Origin of the sequence: Streptomyces sp. NPDC059895, assembly GCF_042731035.1 — a bacterium.
Lineage (GTDB): Bacteria > Actinomycetota > Actinomycetes > Streptomycetales > Streptomycetaceae > Streptomyces.
On record NZ_JBHWKO010000048.1, the window covers coordinates 18725 to 33698 of the forward strand.

Annotated in this window: 14 protein-coding genes; 3 read left to right on the top strand and 11 right to left on the bottom strand. The window is 71.8% G+C overall.

Translation table 11 applies throughout. The features are described 5' to 3' along the window. Positions 1–94: 94 nt before the first annotated feature. The 8 genes from ACFV9M_RS34960 to ACFV9M_RS34995 form a co-directional block, all read right to left on the bottom strand. The gene (locus ACFV9M_RS34960) at positions 95–1111 is read right to left on the bottom strand and encodes a hypothetical protein (RefSeq protein WP_385072262.1); all 1017 of its coding nucleotides are present in this window, start codon (positions 1109–1111) and stop codon (positions 95–97) included. Next, positions 1108–2892 (bottom strand): type IV secretory system conjugative DNA transfer family protein, encoded by a 1785-nt coding sequence (locus tag ACFV9M_RS34965; RefSeq protein ID WP_385072265.1) that lies wholly within the window; start codon positions 2890–2892, stop codon positions 1108–1110. The genes ACFV9M_RS34960 and ACFV9M_RS34965 overlap by 4 nt, the downstream gene beginning before the upstream one ends. 116 nt (positions 2893–3008) lie before the next feature. Continuing rightward, positions 3009–3686 carry a hypothetical protein gene (locus tag ACFV9M_RS34970; RefSeq protein ID WP_385072268.1) on the bottom strand — a complete coding sequence of 226 codons (678 nt, stop codon included), beginning with the start codon at positions 3684–3686 and terminating at the stop codon, positions 3009–3011. Positions 3687–3855: 169 nt separating this feature from the next. Further along, positions 3856–5133 (bottom strand): hypothetical protein, encoded by a 1278-nt coding sequence (locus ACFV9M_RS34975; protein ID WP_385072271.1) that lies wholly within the window; start codon positions 5131–5133, stop codon positions 3856–3858. Between the two features lie 203 nt (positions 5134–5336). Further along, a complete protein-coding gene (locus ACFV9M_RS34980) occupies positions 5337–5834 on the bottom strand; it encodes a hypothetical protein (RefSeq protein WP_385072274.1) in 498 nt (165 codons plus the stop codon). A 26-nt stretch (positions 5835–5860) separates the two neighbouring features. Next, positions 5861–6634, bottom strand: a complete 774-nt coding sequence (locus tag ACFV9M_RS34985) for a hypothetical protein (protein WP_385072277.1) — start codon at positions 6632–6634, stop codon at positions 5861–5863. 97 nt (positions 6635–6731) lie between these two features. After that, positions 6732–7877: a hypothetical protein gene (locus ACFV9M_RS34990; RefSeq protein WP_385072279.1), complete on the bottom strand. Its 1146-nt coding sequence runs from the start codon at positions 7875–7877 to the stop codon at positions 6732–6734. A gap of 144 nt (positions 7878–8021) precedes the next feature. Next, positions 8022–8720: a hypothetical protein gene (locus tag ACFV9M_RS34995; RefSeq protein WP_385072281.1), complete on the bottom strand. Its 699-nt coding sequence runs from the start codon at positions 8718–8720 to the stop codon at positions 8022–8024. A gap of 377 nt (positions 8721–9097) precedes the next feature. On the opposite strand from ACFV9M_RS34995, the gene ACFV9M_RS35000 reads away from it, so the two are divergent. From ACFV9M_RS35000 to ACFV9M_RS35010, 3 genes are read left to right on the top strand one after another with little or no spacing between them, the layout of a single operon-like run. After that, on the top strand, positions 9098–9946 hold the full coding sequence (locus ACFV9M_RS35000) for a hypothetical protein (protein ID WP_385072284.1): 849 nt from the start codon (positions 9098–9100) through the stop codon (positions 9944–9946). A gap of 53 nt (positions 9947–9999) precedes the next feature. Beyond that, the gene (locus ACFV9M_RS35005) at positions 10000–10236 is read left to right on the top strand and encodes a hypothetical protein (RefSeq protein WP_385102632.1); all 237 of its coding nucleotides are present in this window, start codon (positions 10000–10002) and stop codon (positions 10234–10236) included. A 35-nt stretch (positions 10237–10271) separates the two neighbouring features. Continuing rightward, complete coding sequence (locus tag ACFV9M_RS35010; RefSeq protein WP_133910628.1) at positions 10272–10895, top strand: hypothetical protein; 624 nt, start codon at positions 10272–10274, stop codon at positions 10893–10895. A 470-nt stretch (positions 10896–11365) separates the two neighbouring features. Here ACFV9M_RS35010 and ACFV9M_RS35015 read toward each other — a convergent pair whose 3' ends face one another. The 3 genes from ACFV9M_RS35015 to ACFV9M_RS35025 are packed head-to-tail and all read right to left on the bottom strand — an operon-like array spanning position 11366 to position 14927. Continuing rightward, on the bottom strand, positions 11366–12937 hold the full coding sequence (locus tag ACFV9M_RS35015) for an ATP-binding protein (RefSeq protein ID WP_385072287.1): 1572 nt from the start codon (positions 12935–12937) through the stop codon (positions 11366–11368). Between the two features lie 30 nt (positions 12938–12967). Continuing rightward, entirely contained in the window at positions 12968–13420 is a 453-nt protein-coding gene (locus tag ACFV9M_RS35020) for a DUF6238 family protein (protein WP_099964064.1), read from the bottom strand. A 34-nt stretch (positions 13421–13454) separates the two neighbouring features. Then, a complete protein-coding gene (locus ACFV9M_RS35025) occupies positions 13455–14927 on the bottom strand; it encodes an SCO6880 family protein (RefSeq protein ID WP_385072290.1) in 1473 nt (490 codons plus the stop codon). Between the last annotated feature and the right edge of the window lie 47 nt (positions 14928–14974).

Genomic DNA, 14974 nt, shown 5'->3' on the forward strand with positions numbered 1-14974 from the left:
CTCGTGTGGGCGGTGCTCCGGTCGATCGGTGCCTGGTCCAGAGGCCGGCGACTGGGGTGCGGATTCGCCTGGCCGAGCAGCGGCGTGCCCTCCGTCAGCGGCGACGGCCGCGGTCGAGAGCCGTCTGCGCGGACGCCGGGAGGGGCGACGTGGTGGGCGGTGGGGTGTGCGGTGTGGGGCGGTGGGGTGTCGTGGTGCGTGTGGTGGCGGCTCGGACTCGTGGGGAGGTGTCGTCGGTGTGCCGGAGGGCGTTGGCGGTGTCGGTGAAGCGGCGCCAGGCGTAGTCGGAGCGGTCCGCGGTCCAGGCCGGCGCCCGGGCGACGAGGGCTTCGGCGAGGGCGGCGACGTCGTTCTCGGGTGCGGTGCCGCGGGCGAGGAGGGGGCCGGCGGGGGACCACAGGTCGATACGCCATTCGTCGCCGAGCCGGACGGCGGTGACGAAGCCGTCGTCGGGCGCCGGCTGGTAGGTCCACACGTGGGCGTGGACAGTCCAGCCGGGTCCGGCGAAGACGGGTGGGGCCGGCTCGGGCAGCGGTTCGGGTGTGCCGACCTCGAACAGGTCGAGCAGCGGTCCGTCGTTGAGAGCCGCGTCCATGAGCCGCAGCGCGTCGTCCGTGGAGACGTCCCGGCGTCCCTTGAGCGCGGCGAGGACGGTGCGCAGGGTGCTGAGGTGTTCCCGGGCGTCGCCGGGGTCGAGCCGGTCCTCGGCGGGCCCGTCCTGGCGTAGCCAGTGCCGCACTGACGCCGCCTGGGACCGCAGCGATTCGACGTCCCTGGCGGAGAGCCGTTCCGGCAGGTGTTCGACGCGGTGGACCAACTGCCAGTAGGGCTTGAGATGTTCGTTGACGACGTGGCGGGCGATGCGGTCGATCTGGGGGCGGAAGCCGGCCACGGCCCCGGCGCGGACCCGATCGTCGTGGTGGCGTAGATCGGTGAGCAGGCGCATGTAGGCGTCGTGGGTGTCGATCCGGTCGCGGACGACGGACTCGTAGGCCCGGTTGAGGAGTTCCAGATCCGACAGTTCCCGCGCCCCGGACTCGGCGTGGTGGGCTGCTTCACGCCGGAGGGCGGCAACGCGTTCGGCGGCGGGGACGTCCCAGACCCCGCTCATGCCGCACGCCCGAAGCCGGAGGTGTTCGCCTTCGCGAGTGCGCGGTCGGTGATGGTGGCCGTGGCGGCGGCGGAGGCAGGCGCGATGGTCTTCGCCGACGGCTCCTTGTACCAGGGCTTGAGGTCGAGCAGCGCGATGCGCAGGCCGGTGGCCAGGAGGAGCGCCTTGCCCTTGGGCAGCGCACGGATCGCGTCGGGGGCGAGAATCCGCTCGGTGCGCATGGACACGGACGTCGACTTGCCGCTGTCGGAGTGGGAGACGGAGACGGTCCGTACCTCGTGCTCCCCGATCGCGCGGCTCAGCTTGTCGGCGAAGTCGATGTCGTCGATGCCGGAGCCGACGATCTTGACCGTGGCGGCGCTCCACAGTGCGTCCATGCCGGCCTCGCCCCAGCACCGCTGGCCCTGCCGGTAGGACTGCAGGATCGTCATCGGGATCACTCCCCGCGAGCCCAGGTGGCTGTACAGGTCGGGGAGATCGGAGATCTTGCACACGTTGGCGGCCTCGTCGAGGACGCACAGGGCAGGCGGGTCGAGCCGCCCGCCGGAGCGCTCCGCGACGACCACGGCCGCGCGCATCACCGCGTCGGCCGCCGCCGCGATGATCGCCGATGCCGAGCCGCCGCCGTCCTTGCTGAGTAGGTACAACGTGTCGCGGGAGGTGGCGAACGCGGAGGGCTTGAACTCGGGAAGGCGCTTGTCGGGTGTGACCCAGGCGGCGATGTCCGGGTCCAGCAGACAGCTCGCGTACTGCCGCGCGGTCTCATAGATGCCGTCCCGCGTTTCCGTGGCCCCGCTGACGGTGCCCTGGAGCTGGGCGGCGACCGCCTCGTGGCCCGCGTCGGTGAGCAGGTCCACCGGCGTGCGGTCAGCGGGGGAGGCGAGCCAGGCCAGGACATCGGTGATCGGGCGCCGATGGCTCGCGGCGGCCAGGAACAACGCGCCCAGCGTGTTGCTCGCGGCGGTGGACCAGAAGTCGGCACCGCTGGACTCGTCGACACTTGCGGCGACGAAGTGCCCGGCCAAACGTTTCGCCCCAGCCAGGTCACGGGCGTCGGCCAGGATGTCCCACCACATCTCGCGCGGGTGGTGGGCGATCTGCTGCGGGTCGAGCGTCCAGATCGTGCCGACCTCGGCACGGGCGTCCACCGTCGCGGTGAAGGCGTCGTTCGCCGCCTTGTTCGAGGTCAGCAGTACCGGGCCGGGAGCGGCGAGGATCGCGGGGATCGCCAGCCCGGACGTCTTGCCGGAGCGCGGGGCCATGATCGCGACGATCACGTCCTCCCAGGAGGCGCGGACCTCGCCCCGGCCCGGGGAGTGCGTGCCGACGAGGATCCCGCGGTCCGCCGGAGAGACCTCCTTCGGCTTGAGGCCGGACAGACTCGGCCGCAGGCTCTTCGCCTTGGCGGCGATCTCCTTGTTCATCAGAGGGGCGAGATCCCGCCTGCGGGCGAGGCCGTTCTTCGCACCGCCGCGCAGCCGCAGCCACACAACCAGGCCGGTGACGGTGAGGCAGACGGAGAGCAGCCCGGGAACGAGCCGCGCGCCGATCAGCAGAGCGGTGGGGCCCAGGTGCGGCCACAGCGCGTCGGGGTGCAAGAGCGCGTTGGTGGCCTCGAACGGCGCCCAGGGGCCGGTGCCGACGAGAGAGTTGGTGAGGTTGCCGGTCAGCCAGGCGAGGGAGCCGAAGGCGATGGCGGCGCCGAGGACGCCGAACAGGAGGTAGAGAAGCGCGTCGGAGCCGGTGGTGGTCGAGGGCGCGCTGGTACGCGGTGCGGGCATGGCGGGTCCAAGGAGGGAGAGCGGACAAGGCGAGGCGGGGCGCGCGGCGCTCTTCTGCTGGTCATCGGGGTAGCTCCTGCTCCGGGAAGGGGGCGGCGGTCGAAGTCAGGCCGAGGTCATCGCGTGCGCGGCGACTGGGGCGGTGAGGCGCTGGTGGGTGGTTCGGAAGTCGCGTCGACGGAGGGCGCGGTCCGCTGGGTGCCGGCGTGCGGGGAGGAGGCGCGGGCGGCTCGGCATCGGTCCGCTTCCGGGTTCTGGATGGCGGGCGGCTCGTTGTCCGCGACCGCGTCGTTGCCGAGGACATCGCTGAGCGGCTCCCTGGTCCGCAGGGCGGGCACCTCGTCGCGGTACTTGGGGTCGCTGAGTTGCACAGGGCACGCGCCGATCATGTCCCCGGCGACTGCCAGCTCCTCCTGGACGTCCCGCAGCATGCGGGTGGCGGCGGCCAGCCGTGTCCACGTCTCGAAGGTCGGGTTGTGGTGCGGGTTCTCGAAGGTCAGACGGGCTCGGGTCCAGTCGGCCGCTGCGGCCACGAGTTCGGTCAGCTGCGGGAGAGCCCCGACCATCGCTTCGTTGACCTCCTCGATGATTCCGGCGACCTCATGGGGCGTTGCCGTCTCGGTAAGCCGGGAGATCATCCCCGGGACGGAGTACGGGTCGGCAGACGGGTGGGACAGGTGTCGGGCCTGCAGGGACGCGTCGGGGCCGGACGCCTTGTGGCCGTAGGCAAGCCGGATGTTGTGCTGCATCGCGGCGCCTACGGCATCGCCGATGCTCGGGTAGAACTCGGGCACTGTTCCTCCTTGGACGCGGTGCGTGGGTCGGTGCCGGGTGGGTTGGACAGACCCCTCGGACCTTGGCCGGTCTGACGGCGGACGCGCTGGCCAGAGCGTCGATGGCTGTCCGCATGAGGTAGGTGCGCGTCAGACTGCCGAAGGGGGGTACGAGGGGAGAGGATCGGGATCAACGGGTCCGAGGGCTGGAGACCTGCGGCGCACCTACGGCGGTATCGCCCTCCGGAGACGGAGTTCCGAGCGCCGAAGACGCCTTGGCCCTGTCCGCCGCGGGCGACGTGGCGAGAGCCGCGCTTCGTGCGTCGGGTGGGGCTGGGGACTGCGTCTGCGCCCCGGCGTGGTCCTGCCGCGAGTCGTTGACACGGTGCAGTTCGCGTCCCGCTCCGACGAGTTCTGATTGCGCCGCGCTGACGAACTCTGCGGCGAAGCCGAACCGGTCGGCGAGCGCGTACGCCTCGTCGTCGAGGTCGGTGATCTGTTCGCCTGCCGTCTCCAGGGCTTCCCGGAGGCGTTCCAGGACGCCGTGCTCGGGATGAAGGAGGTGATCGACCGCCTGGGCAAGGCCGGCACCGTTCTCGGCGGCCCTGATCTGGTTGGTCAGCCGCAGGACTTCGGCTCCGGCGGTGTAGAGCCCGAGAGGGTTGGCCGGGCTGGTCAACCGGCTCGTGTCGAGGTCGGGGTGAAGATCGACGCTGTACCGGGCGGCGCGGAGCATCTCGGCTGCGTGGGAGGCGATGGCGACGCGCTCAGCCTGCGGGGTGGTGGTCGCCAGGCGGTGGCGGCGGCCGTACCAGTCCTCGATCTGCTGGAAACCGGCGTGCTTGAGGAGCGTGGCGGACAGGTCGTCGCTGGCGCCCTTCGCCGAGACGCTGCCGCTGGGCTCTGCGCTGATGGTGATGTAGGGGGCGGGCACGTGGGCCTCCTGGGCGCGGGGCGTCGGGCGCGGGGCCGGGGGCGGGTGGCCGAGTTCGGTGGCGATGCGGTGGCACTCGGTCTGGAGGCGGAAGGCGTCGCGGTAGGTGTTGTGGAGGCTGCCGTCCTCGCGGGCGAGGGTGGCCACGACGTGCACCTGCCGTGCCTGGTTGCGCACGGCGATCCATCGGCAGGCGTCCGGATCCCCCTCCGGGGCGATGCCGGTGGCCGCCACGATCCGGCGGGCCACCTCGGCCCACTGCGAGTCGGTCGGGTCGGGGTGCCGCGGATCGGAGCGGACCGAGCAGACCCACACCGGCCGCTCGGGAGCTCGGACCCCGAGGCGCTCGACGGGTGCGTCGAGGGCGTGGGCCAGGTACGCCGGCGCGTCGGTCTGGGTGAGCATCTTGATCGGGGCACCGTGGCCGTCCCCCGCGATCAGGCGGGGGTTGGTGTGGTTGCCGCGCTCGCCTGGCCCGTACAGGTACTCCAGGAGGTCGGCGGTATGGCTGGCACGCTGCAGGTGGGCGATCACGGCGTCTACCTCGAAGGGGAGTGGTGAACGGGAGCCCGGGTGGTCGGGCCGTCGGGGAGAGAGGATCCGCGGAATCCGCGATTTGGCCCGGCCGGAGATGGGTGGTAGACGCCTGATTCACTGCGGCTCGTCGAGGCCCTGGTCGTAGGCGGAGTCCGCGCAGGCGGAGCGATCGGTGCCCCGCCGAAGCGGGGCACCGGGCGTCAGAAGTGGGGGTTTTCGGTGGGCCGGTCGGCGCCGGTGGCCGCTTCGAGCAGCTCGGTCAGGTCGCCGGGCTCGGAGGAGCGTTGATCAATCCACCAGCCAGCGCGGGTGATCGTGCGAGCCGCCTCCTCGATCTCCTCCCACTCCGCCTCGCTGGTCTCGCCTTCGAGGACCAGAGCGGTGTACGCGGCGGCCAGGACCTGGTGGCGGCAGCGCACGCCCCAGGCGACGGCGCGCTCGCGGCCTTCGAGGGGCGGCATTCGGTACTGTTCCGACCAGGCTTCGGACGCGGCCTGCTCTTCGGCGCGCTTGGCCTTCAGCCAGGCGGCCTTGTCCTGCTCGTCGTCCTCCCTCGCGGCCCGCCAGCAATCGGTGCACTCCTGCTTGGCGAGCCACTCGGCGAATCCGGCGCGACGGTCGGCCGCCCGGTCGGACAGGTCTCGCTCAGCCTGGTGCCCACAGGAATGGGTGATCTGCCAAAGAGTTTTCACGGCCACGGGAACTGCTCCTTACGGGAGTTGGGTCAGCGGTTACGGGAGAACGCGATGCGTGGGTCCACCGGGCGGGCCGCCGGGCCGGAGGCGGCGGGCACGGCCACCGGCGCCTTACCGGGCAGGCCAGCGCGGGCGGGACTGGAGGCGAGTGCGGCGGCGTTCATGGGGAGCTTCTGAGTGGTGAAGCCCTGATCGCGCTGGTGGCGCGCTGCCATCGTGGGCGCGGGTGAGTGGCGCGCGGCAATGTCCTGGGCGAGGAGGGGCTGCACGGCCACCTGGAGGTCGGCCCGTTGCATCGCCAGCGTGGCAGTGGCGACCTTGTCGAGCGCCTCGCTGCGGTGCGTGGTGATAGGCAGCGTGTAGATGTCCAGGCCCAGGTTGTGCCGCCAGCCGTGCTCTTCCAGGATGAGCGGGCCGCCGAGAGCGGAGGAACTGTCGGCGGTGGCGGCGACCACGCCGAGCTGCGGGTGTTCGGCGAACGCGACGTCCGGCTCGACGCGCGGGGGCCGGTCGGGGGCGGGCGCTGGTCCGGAGGTCGGCGAGGGGTCGAACGCGGCGTCCACGTCGACCCGGTAGCCGGCTTTGCGTAGTAGCGCGATGGCCCGGGTGGTGCGGCCCTGACCGTCACGCTGCTGGTTGGCCAGCGCGTACAGGTTGGGGTGGTCGGGGACAGGGTGGAAGTCGAATCCCTTCAACATCCAGGTGCTTGCCGCCAGTTGCTTGGGGTTGGCGGCGACGATGCCGAAGTCGGGGTGGCGGCCGACCGCGATGTCGGGAAGCGGGTCGTACTCGGGGGTGGGCATGGCGGATCCATCCGATGGGCGCAGGGGGTGCGGGGCGGTCGAGGGCGGGGACGGTTCTGCTGGTGCGGGACATGGCGGGCTCCAAGCTGGGCAGCGGTCAGCGACCGGGCGCGGACGAGGGCCGGGCGGGAGGCCGGGAGGGAGGTGCGGCTGAAGCTGACGGCAGCGCGGCTGGGGCCGTGCGCCGTGCGGTCGGCGAGACCGCGAGAGCGGCGGCGACCCGGGACGCCGCCGGTTCCTTCGGGGCGACCTGGTCCGCCCGGGCCTGGAGCCTGCCGGGGTGGTCGGTGTGCCGGTCGGCCAGCACGCCGCGCATGGACCGAATGTCCAACGCGTAGGAGTCGAGCTTCTGGGCTATGTAACGCAGCCGGTTCGCGTAGTGGGGATCGGCGGGTTCGCCCAGGCCCTCCCACCAGTCGGCCGTCGTGTTGAGGGACTCCACGACGCGTTGAAGAACGCCGTCACCGGGAGCGGTCAGCTCGCTCAGCGCGGCGATGACTTCACCCGTGTGCGCTGCCGACTGGATGGACTGGGTCAGTTGGCCGAGCCGGTCGCCGAGGCTGAGCCCCTGATGGCCAGGAGACGGCAGGCTGGGGTCGAGCAGGCCGGGATCGCACGAGACGTCGAAGCCCTCAGCCTGAAGCATGTCGACGGCCCGGGTCACCATCTGCCGCTGCTCGACCACGTCGGTCATGGCGGAGGGCAGCCGGTGGAAGCGCTCGCGGAACAGCACGACGGGGACGAAGCCCGCACGGTGGAGCACCGCGTCGGCGCCGCTCTCGTGGGCAGGTCGCCGCGGTTCCGGTCGGGGCGGCAGGCCGAGCTGGTCCAGGCGAGTGTCGATGGCGTCGAGCAGGCGGGGGATGCTGCCGCCATGTCGGGCGTGGGGACCGTCGGGCTCCGAGTCGTAGATCACTTCATGGAGCGTGGAATCGTCGGGATGCCCGCGAGTCACCAACCAGCTCCCCGGATACCCGGGTGGGTGGTCGGTGGGCGGTTCCTGGGGCGGAGAGATGATCAGGGCGCTGCCGTCGGGAAGTTCGACGTGGACGATGTAGTCGCTGAGGCCGTACTCGACGGTGCAGGACAGTCCGCGTTGCCGAAGCGGCGTAGTCAGGTGGCTGTACGGGTGGTCATGCTCCGACGTGCCAGCGGTGGCTCCCTGGATGAAGGGTTTGCTGGTGCGCGCCGTGATGCGTGTGCCCTCCCGCTGGAGGGTGACCAGGGTCTGATCGGGGCGCATGTGGGCTTCTCCGTGGCCGGCCGTCCCCAGCGGTCGACGGCGGCGGGAAGCCGCAGCCGGGCGGGGACTTGTAGGGGTAGTGGCGTTCGTCGAGGATGCGGCGCTATGGGGGTTTGGCCTCGCCGGAAATCGGTGCTAGAGGCGTCAGCGCGAGCGGCGCGCGGCAGGGGGGTCTGACGCCGCTGCGGCGGGCGGCGAGGTGGGAGAGGTGCCGCGTTGGCCGGAGGCGGATCGGGTCAGGGCTGCCTGGACACGCGCGGTGTGCGCGGACTGGCCATCGCCGATCCGGTCGGTCAGGTGATCGGCAGCCCTGGCCAACGCCGCTCCGCTGTAGCTGAGTTCGTCGGCGTAGTGCCAGCCTTCGGAGTTGCGGATCTCGCGGGCTCGCTCCTCGTAGAGCTCCCGCGACCCGGGCATCGACCCCTCCATGAGCGCGATGACCTGATCCCACTCGCGGCGGATCTCGCCCGCTCGCTCCAGTACGGAGTCGATCCCCCGCAGGCGCAGCAAGTCGGCGCTGATCGGGCCGTCCACGTAGTCGGCTGGTTCCGCGGCGGCCCGGACACCGGCGAGCACTTCGGGGCCGTGGGCCAGGAAGGTCTCGACGTGCTCCCAGGCGGCGGCGTCCCGGGCCACCTTGCCGTCGGCGTAGCCGGTCTCGTCGACGGGCCAGCCGTCCTCGTCGCAGTACGAGTCGGAGACCGCGTCCCACTGGTCCGACGCCTGCCTGATGCCGTCGGCGGCGGAGGCCAGGGCATGGACACGTTCCTGCCATACCGTCTGCTCGCTAGCAGCTTGCGGCTGGCGGTCGGGGTTGGCCGGGGATCCGGGGGAGGTTGGCATGGGTCTTCCTCGTTTCTGTATGGGGGTGCCTCACCGCGAACGCGCGGTGGACGGGGAGACGGGAGCAGGAGAGTCGCTCTGCTGGCCAGGGGAAGTTCCCCACGCCAAGGCCGCTGGCCAGCGGGTATGACGCGTCGGACACCCGCCACCGCGCCTGGACGTGCGCACGACGACGCACTGCGGCCCGGCGAGGACGGCCGCCGCCGTGGCGAGTGGCGGGGGCCGACATGGTCGCCAGCCCGCCCTCAAGCGGGCCGAAACCACACCCCACACGAGCGATGAACTCAGTACAGCACTATTTGTGTACTGAGTTCATTCCGTCTAGTGTGGGAGCCATGCCGCCGGACTTCGCCCGGCCAGACCAATGGAGCGCCCCTGTGACCAGCACAAAGCGGACGCGCTACCACGCCGGAAGCCGCGAGATCGGCCTCGACGTCGAGTATCGCGTCGAGTGCGTCGGCACCGTCGATGAGGCCCGCGAGTGGCTGCGCGCCGACGTCGAGGCCGTCGCCGAGGACGTCGAGGACCCGAGCCCGTTCGACGCGTTCCTCGACCGCCTCGACGGCGCCGAGATCGTCGGCGAGCACCACATCGACGCGTTCACCTTCTTCGTACAGGCCGTCGAGGACTGCGGTTGCCCGTGCGACTGCGCCAAGCGCGGAGAGAAGTGCGACGGCGAACACCGCCGCGAGGCTGCTGCCGAGCCTCAGCTCGCCGACGCCGACGACCAAGGCCGATCCACGTTCCAGTTCGACGGCGCCGAGTACGTCGTGTTCAACACTGCGGACAAGACCGTTGACGGGTACTGGGCCGTTGCCAAGGTCCCCACCGAGGGCTCGCCCCTGCCAAGCCGCGACTATCTGCTCGCGGGCATCTCGACTCGCGACAACGCGTTCGTCCTCGCCGTCGAGAAGCTGCGGCCCACCCGCCTGATCAAGTTCATGCCGCGCCACTTCAACTCGATCACGGAGCCGCGCGAGGAGCGTGGGGCCGAGGAGCGCCCGCCCCTGACCGCCGACGGGTGGGTCTGCACCTGGTCGACCGATGGGTATGCCGTCCTGTTCGAGAACGGGGAGGTGCGCGCCCGTATCTCCCCGGACCGCCCCATCAAGGTGTCCATCGCGAGGGCCGAGGGTGGCGGGTTCGACGACCTCGACGGCGAGTGGCGGTTCGTCGAGACGGCCGCCCTCGACGCCCGCGCGCACAGCCTCGACGCCCGCGCCTGACCGACCGCGCGGGGGCGCCCTGCGCGGGCGGGCCCAACGGCATCCTCGCCGTCGTGCGCGGGTGGCACCTGCGCAAGCGGTGCGTACGGGCCGAGGCGCGCGACCGCTCCGAGGCCGAGGCCGTGGCCGCCGCATGGCGGAGCGAGGTCGTCGAGCCGGCCGGCATGCTGGTGACCGCCTCGCCCGCGCGAAACGCGCCGCGCCGAACAGCGCGCCCTCGACGGCGTGCCGCGCCCGCACGAGCAGTGCGCCTTGTTCGTCGCCTGACCGCCCCGCCCAGCCTCGCCTGAGGCCGGGCCTGACCGCGCCACCAGGAGCAGGAACCATGAGTAACGAGCAGCTCGACGAGACGCCCGCAGGAAGGTTGCGCACACGACTGCTCGCCGTTTTCGATCAGTTCGAGCAGGAGTGTGAGGCCGAGGAGCGCCAGCACGAGGCCGCCGAATCGTCCGGTCTCACACGCCTCGTCGAGGAGTACGCCCGATCGACCACGGCCAAGGCTCGCGCTGCCCTCGCCGAGCGGATCGGGCCGTCGCTTTCCCTCACCGAGGCGGGGCTCATCCGTCGCACCGCGAAGGCCATCGAGCCCGCCCTGCCGGGCATGATCGTTGAAGCCCGCATCGACGGGGGATCCGCCGCTGACATCGCCGCAGAGCTTGGCATGACCGCTTCCTACGTGCACCGGGTCGTACGCTGCAACCCATGGGCAGCGGCGTGGACCCTGTATCGCGCCACCGGCGACGACTCATGGGAAGCGGTCGAATCCGGCACTCTCGACACCACCGAGCCGGCCGACAGCGTCGCCCACCAGATCCTCGGCGACCGCCTCGACGTCGCCCTCGCCCGCGTTGGGGTGCGCGTCTGCGTGTGGCGGACTGGCGAGGAAGACGATCCGGACGCCATTCGGGGCACCCGCGAATACGACGGCGACACCATGTACGACCACTGACGATGGGCCCGACTACCGACACGGTGGGAGCAACCCCCACCCTGGGCAACACCAGCCCTGCCTGGGGCAAGAACAAGCCTCCGACAGCAGGTAGCCGACCGTCGGTGCGCATCGGCGACGGCCTTGCCAACATCATGGGGGGCTACATCACGTTCGCCGACGTCGTTGGACGCTCGCGTAGATATGCGGAGATATGACGGACCGCGTGGGCGCAATACCACTCGGAGGCGGTCTCGAGCATCTGGTGCAGGCGGGCCACCGCGCCGAAGTCCTCCGTGACGGCCTCGCGGAACAGGTCGGTGAACTCCTCGGTCCGGGCCGCGGCGAGGCGGTCGTTCCCGTCAGTTGCCGGTGAGCCGCTGCTCGGACTCGTGGCCGGGCCGGTCGTCGGGTGTTGCTGGAGCGGGGCGGCGTCCTCGACCGCATCGAGCCGGAGACCGGGGGCGAGCCCGGACCGGGAACCCGAGACCTCACTGTCGCGCCTCCCTGATCAGTCCAGGAACTGAGGACCCGTCAGTTGCGGTGAACTCGCGGGGGTCTGCATGCATCCGGGCGTCCGTGTCGAATAGTTCGCGCTCGGCCGGATGCAGGATGTGCTGCGTGATGAAGCTCCGACCTGCGACTTTCCACAGGCCCCGGCCCTTGGTCAGGGCGGACACGGCCTGGGTTTCGATACCGGTCAGGCCGAGCAGCGACGCGGCTGCGGCGAGCTGGTCGGGCTCCTGGCGGTAGATGATGCGGGTGGAACAGTCGGCGAGGAGGCCCTCGGCCAGCACCCGGCCGCGTGAGCCGGCGTCGCCCGCGCTCAGCAGATCGCTGAGGCGGTGGATGACCATCAGGTTGGCGATGCCGAGCCCTCGGCTGAGCTTCCACTGGCTCTGCATGCGCTCTAGGAGGCCGACATGCCTCATCACGCGCCAGGCCTCGTCGTAGATCACCCAGCGTCGGCCGCCGTCCGGGTCGGCGAGCGCGGACTCCATCCAGGCGCTCGCGCAGGTCATCGCGAGGACCAGCGCGGTGTCGTCGCCCGAGCCGCCCAGGCGGGAGAGGTCGATGGACAGCATCGGGGTGGTCGGGTCGAAGGCCACGGTCGAGGGCGCGTCGAACATGCCGCTCAAGTCGCCGTGGACCAGACGGCGCAGGGCATGCGCGAGGTCCTGCGCTGCGGCCCCCATGCGCCCGGCCTGGTCGCCGAGAGCCCGGTCGAGGTGCTCGGGTGAGCCGAGGGTGTGCGCGATCTCGCCGAGCAGGGGCACGGTGCCGCGTGCCTCGGCTTCGGTAACGACCAGGTCCAGCGCGAGATCGAGGGCCGTGTGTTCCATCGGCTGGAGATCGCGCTTCAGTACGGTGCGCGCGAGGCCGGCCAGGAGCAGGAGACGGCGCTTGCGGACCTCGGTCGACCAGTCGTCCTCGCTCACCGAGGCGGGCCGGGCCGGGGCATCCAGGGGGTTCAGCCTGCCCGGGAGCCCCGGCCCCAGCGCGATGCTGTAGCCGCCGAGAGCCCGCGCGACGGCCGTCCACTCGCCCTTGGGGTCGCAGGGCACGTAGACCCGGTAACCGTGTGCGATCGCCCGGGTGGCGATGGACTTGGCCAGCGCGGACTTGCCCATGCCGATGATCCCGGCCAGGACCGCGTTGGGGTTGGTGAAGCCCTCGACCCGGCCGCTGCTGTACAGCGAGAACGGGTCGTAGCAGAACGCGGCCTCCGCGTGGACGTCGCGGCCGATGAAGATGCCCTCCGCGCCCAGTCCGCCCTCGGCGAGGAAGGGATAGGCCCCGGACACCGTGGCGGTGGTCATCCGGTGGGCGGGCAGACGGAGCTTGCCGCCGCGTGCCGAGGCCGGGCCGGGGCGTCCGGACGGCGGATAGGTCGGCCGCAGCTCCGGGTCGAGGGTCTCCTCGTCGCGGCGCTTGGGCGGGGCTCCGGCGAGGCGGGCCTGGCGCCGGGCCTCGGCGAAACCGGCGCGGGCGGCGCGCTGCTGGGCCCGCGACGCCTTGCGGGGGACGAACAAGGGGGAGGCGCTGGCGCGGGTACGGGGCATGAACGATTCTCCAGACGGAAGGCAGGGATGTCAGTGGCGGACGAGGCCGGTGAACGGAGCGTGGAGGTCGGCCGGGGTGGTACGGCGTCGGACCAGGTGCGCGGTGCGCTGGTGGCGCTGGCAGATGGTCAGCTCCGGTGCGCCTTCCGGCAGGCCGGCCTGGCACGCCTCGCGGTCGGGGACCTCGCCGGAGCCGGGCCGGGGGGCCGCGTGGTAGGCGGCGTGGACGTGGTCGGCGGCCTGCCAGACCCGGGTGCGGGCGGCGCTGAGCTGGTCGCCCTCGATCGGCGTGAGCCGGCCCGTTCGGGCGGCGTGGGCGTCGAGCAGGCCGTGCAGTGAGACGAGGTGGGCGTGCAGGGCGTCCAGTTCGGCGCGGGTGGTGACGAGAGGACCGCCTGGCACGTTGAGCGCGCGGTGGAAGTCGAGCGCGGCGGTGGCGAAGGGCACGAAGTCCTGCGCGGTCGGGCTGGCGGTGCGGGACATGGCGGTGCTCTTTCGGAAGGGAGGAGGGCCGGCATCAGACGGCGAGGGCGAGCGGCACGGCGGCGGCGGTGAACGCCTCGGCCTGCTGCCAGGTGAGCGGCCTGAGGTCGAGCTGGGCGCCGACCGCCGCGGTCTCCACGACCGCGCAGGCCGAACGAAGCTCCTCCTCGGAGTCGGCCGAGACGGTCAGCAGGCCTGTCAGGGCGACATCCGCGTGGCCGGCGATGAGCTGACGCTCCCGGGCCTTGATGTCCTGGTACTCGATGGAGTCCGCTTCGGAGTCGACCTGACCACGCCGCGCCCGCTCGGCGGCGTCCGCGATCACACTGGCCTTCCTGCGCTGGACATCGCGCAGTGCGGCGTCCAGCCCCTTCGGCTCGTACGACAGCGACAGGGTCCGCCGCACCCCGGCGGTGAACAGCAGCTGGTGCAGGAAGCCCGCCGACGTCTCGGTGCGGGGCCAGTTCTCCACCCAGTACGTGCAGTGGACGGCGGAGTCGGTCGCGATGTGGTCCGACTTCTCGACGACCACGACCGGGCCGGCAGCGGCTGCGTCGGCCTCGGGGCGCCCGGAGGAGGACCAACGGTCCAGTGCGGAAAGGGCCTTGGGGTCGTACGCCGTTCGTACGACTGCCGCGATCTCGCGGGCGGTGAGCCAGCCGGTGGGGTTGAGCCCGGCGGTGCGCGCGGCTTGGTCGAAGGTCGAGGTCAACTGCGCCAGGACGCTGAAGGACCCGGTCAGACCACCACCGGCCTGGTTGATCAGGCGTCGCGCGGCCTTGGCGTCCAGCGAGATGGCGACGTACGCCTCGTGCGGAGCAGCGGCCGGGCCGGCGCTCTGGATCAGCTCGCTGTAGACCTGGCCGGCCACCGGGGCGTCGGGTCGGCCGTGCTCCTCCCAGTACCGGCGGAGGGCGTCGCCGGAGTCCGGCACGGTGCGCTCGATCACCTGGATCCGGGCGACCTGGCCGGTGCGGGCCAGTGCGGCGAGGGCACGGCCCCAGCCGTTGACGTTGGCGTTCTGGGTGCCCGGGTCGAGCAGCGCGTAGGCGCGGGAGGACACCTTGACGACGGCGGTCAGCGTGCCGGTGTGGGGGTTGTGGACCGCGCCGTACCGACGGTCGGGCGCGGTGACCACGCGCAGGCTGGCGGCGGTACCGGGCAGGTGGAGGAGTCCTTCGCGGACCGGGCGGCGGGAGGGCCAACACAGCCAGATCAGCTGGCCCCGCATCCGGCGGAGCGCGTACCGGGTGACGATCGGCGCCCAGTCGGCCAGGGCCCGGCCTCGGTAGCGAACGAAGACGAGCAGGGCGATGCCGGCCCACAGCGGGATGAGTTCGAGAGCACCGACCACGCCACGGGCGAGGATCACGGCGAGCAGGAGCAGGCCGGTGAGGCTCACGACGATCAGTTGCGGGGCGGTGAGGCCGAGCAGGATGCCGCGCCTGCTGCGGTGCGGGAACTTCACAGTGGCCGTGGTGGCTTCGGCCTGGCGGTTGTCAGACATGGCGGTTCCAGACAGTGGGAGCGGGCGGGAAGGGGCGGAAGGCCAGG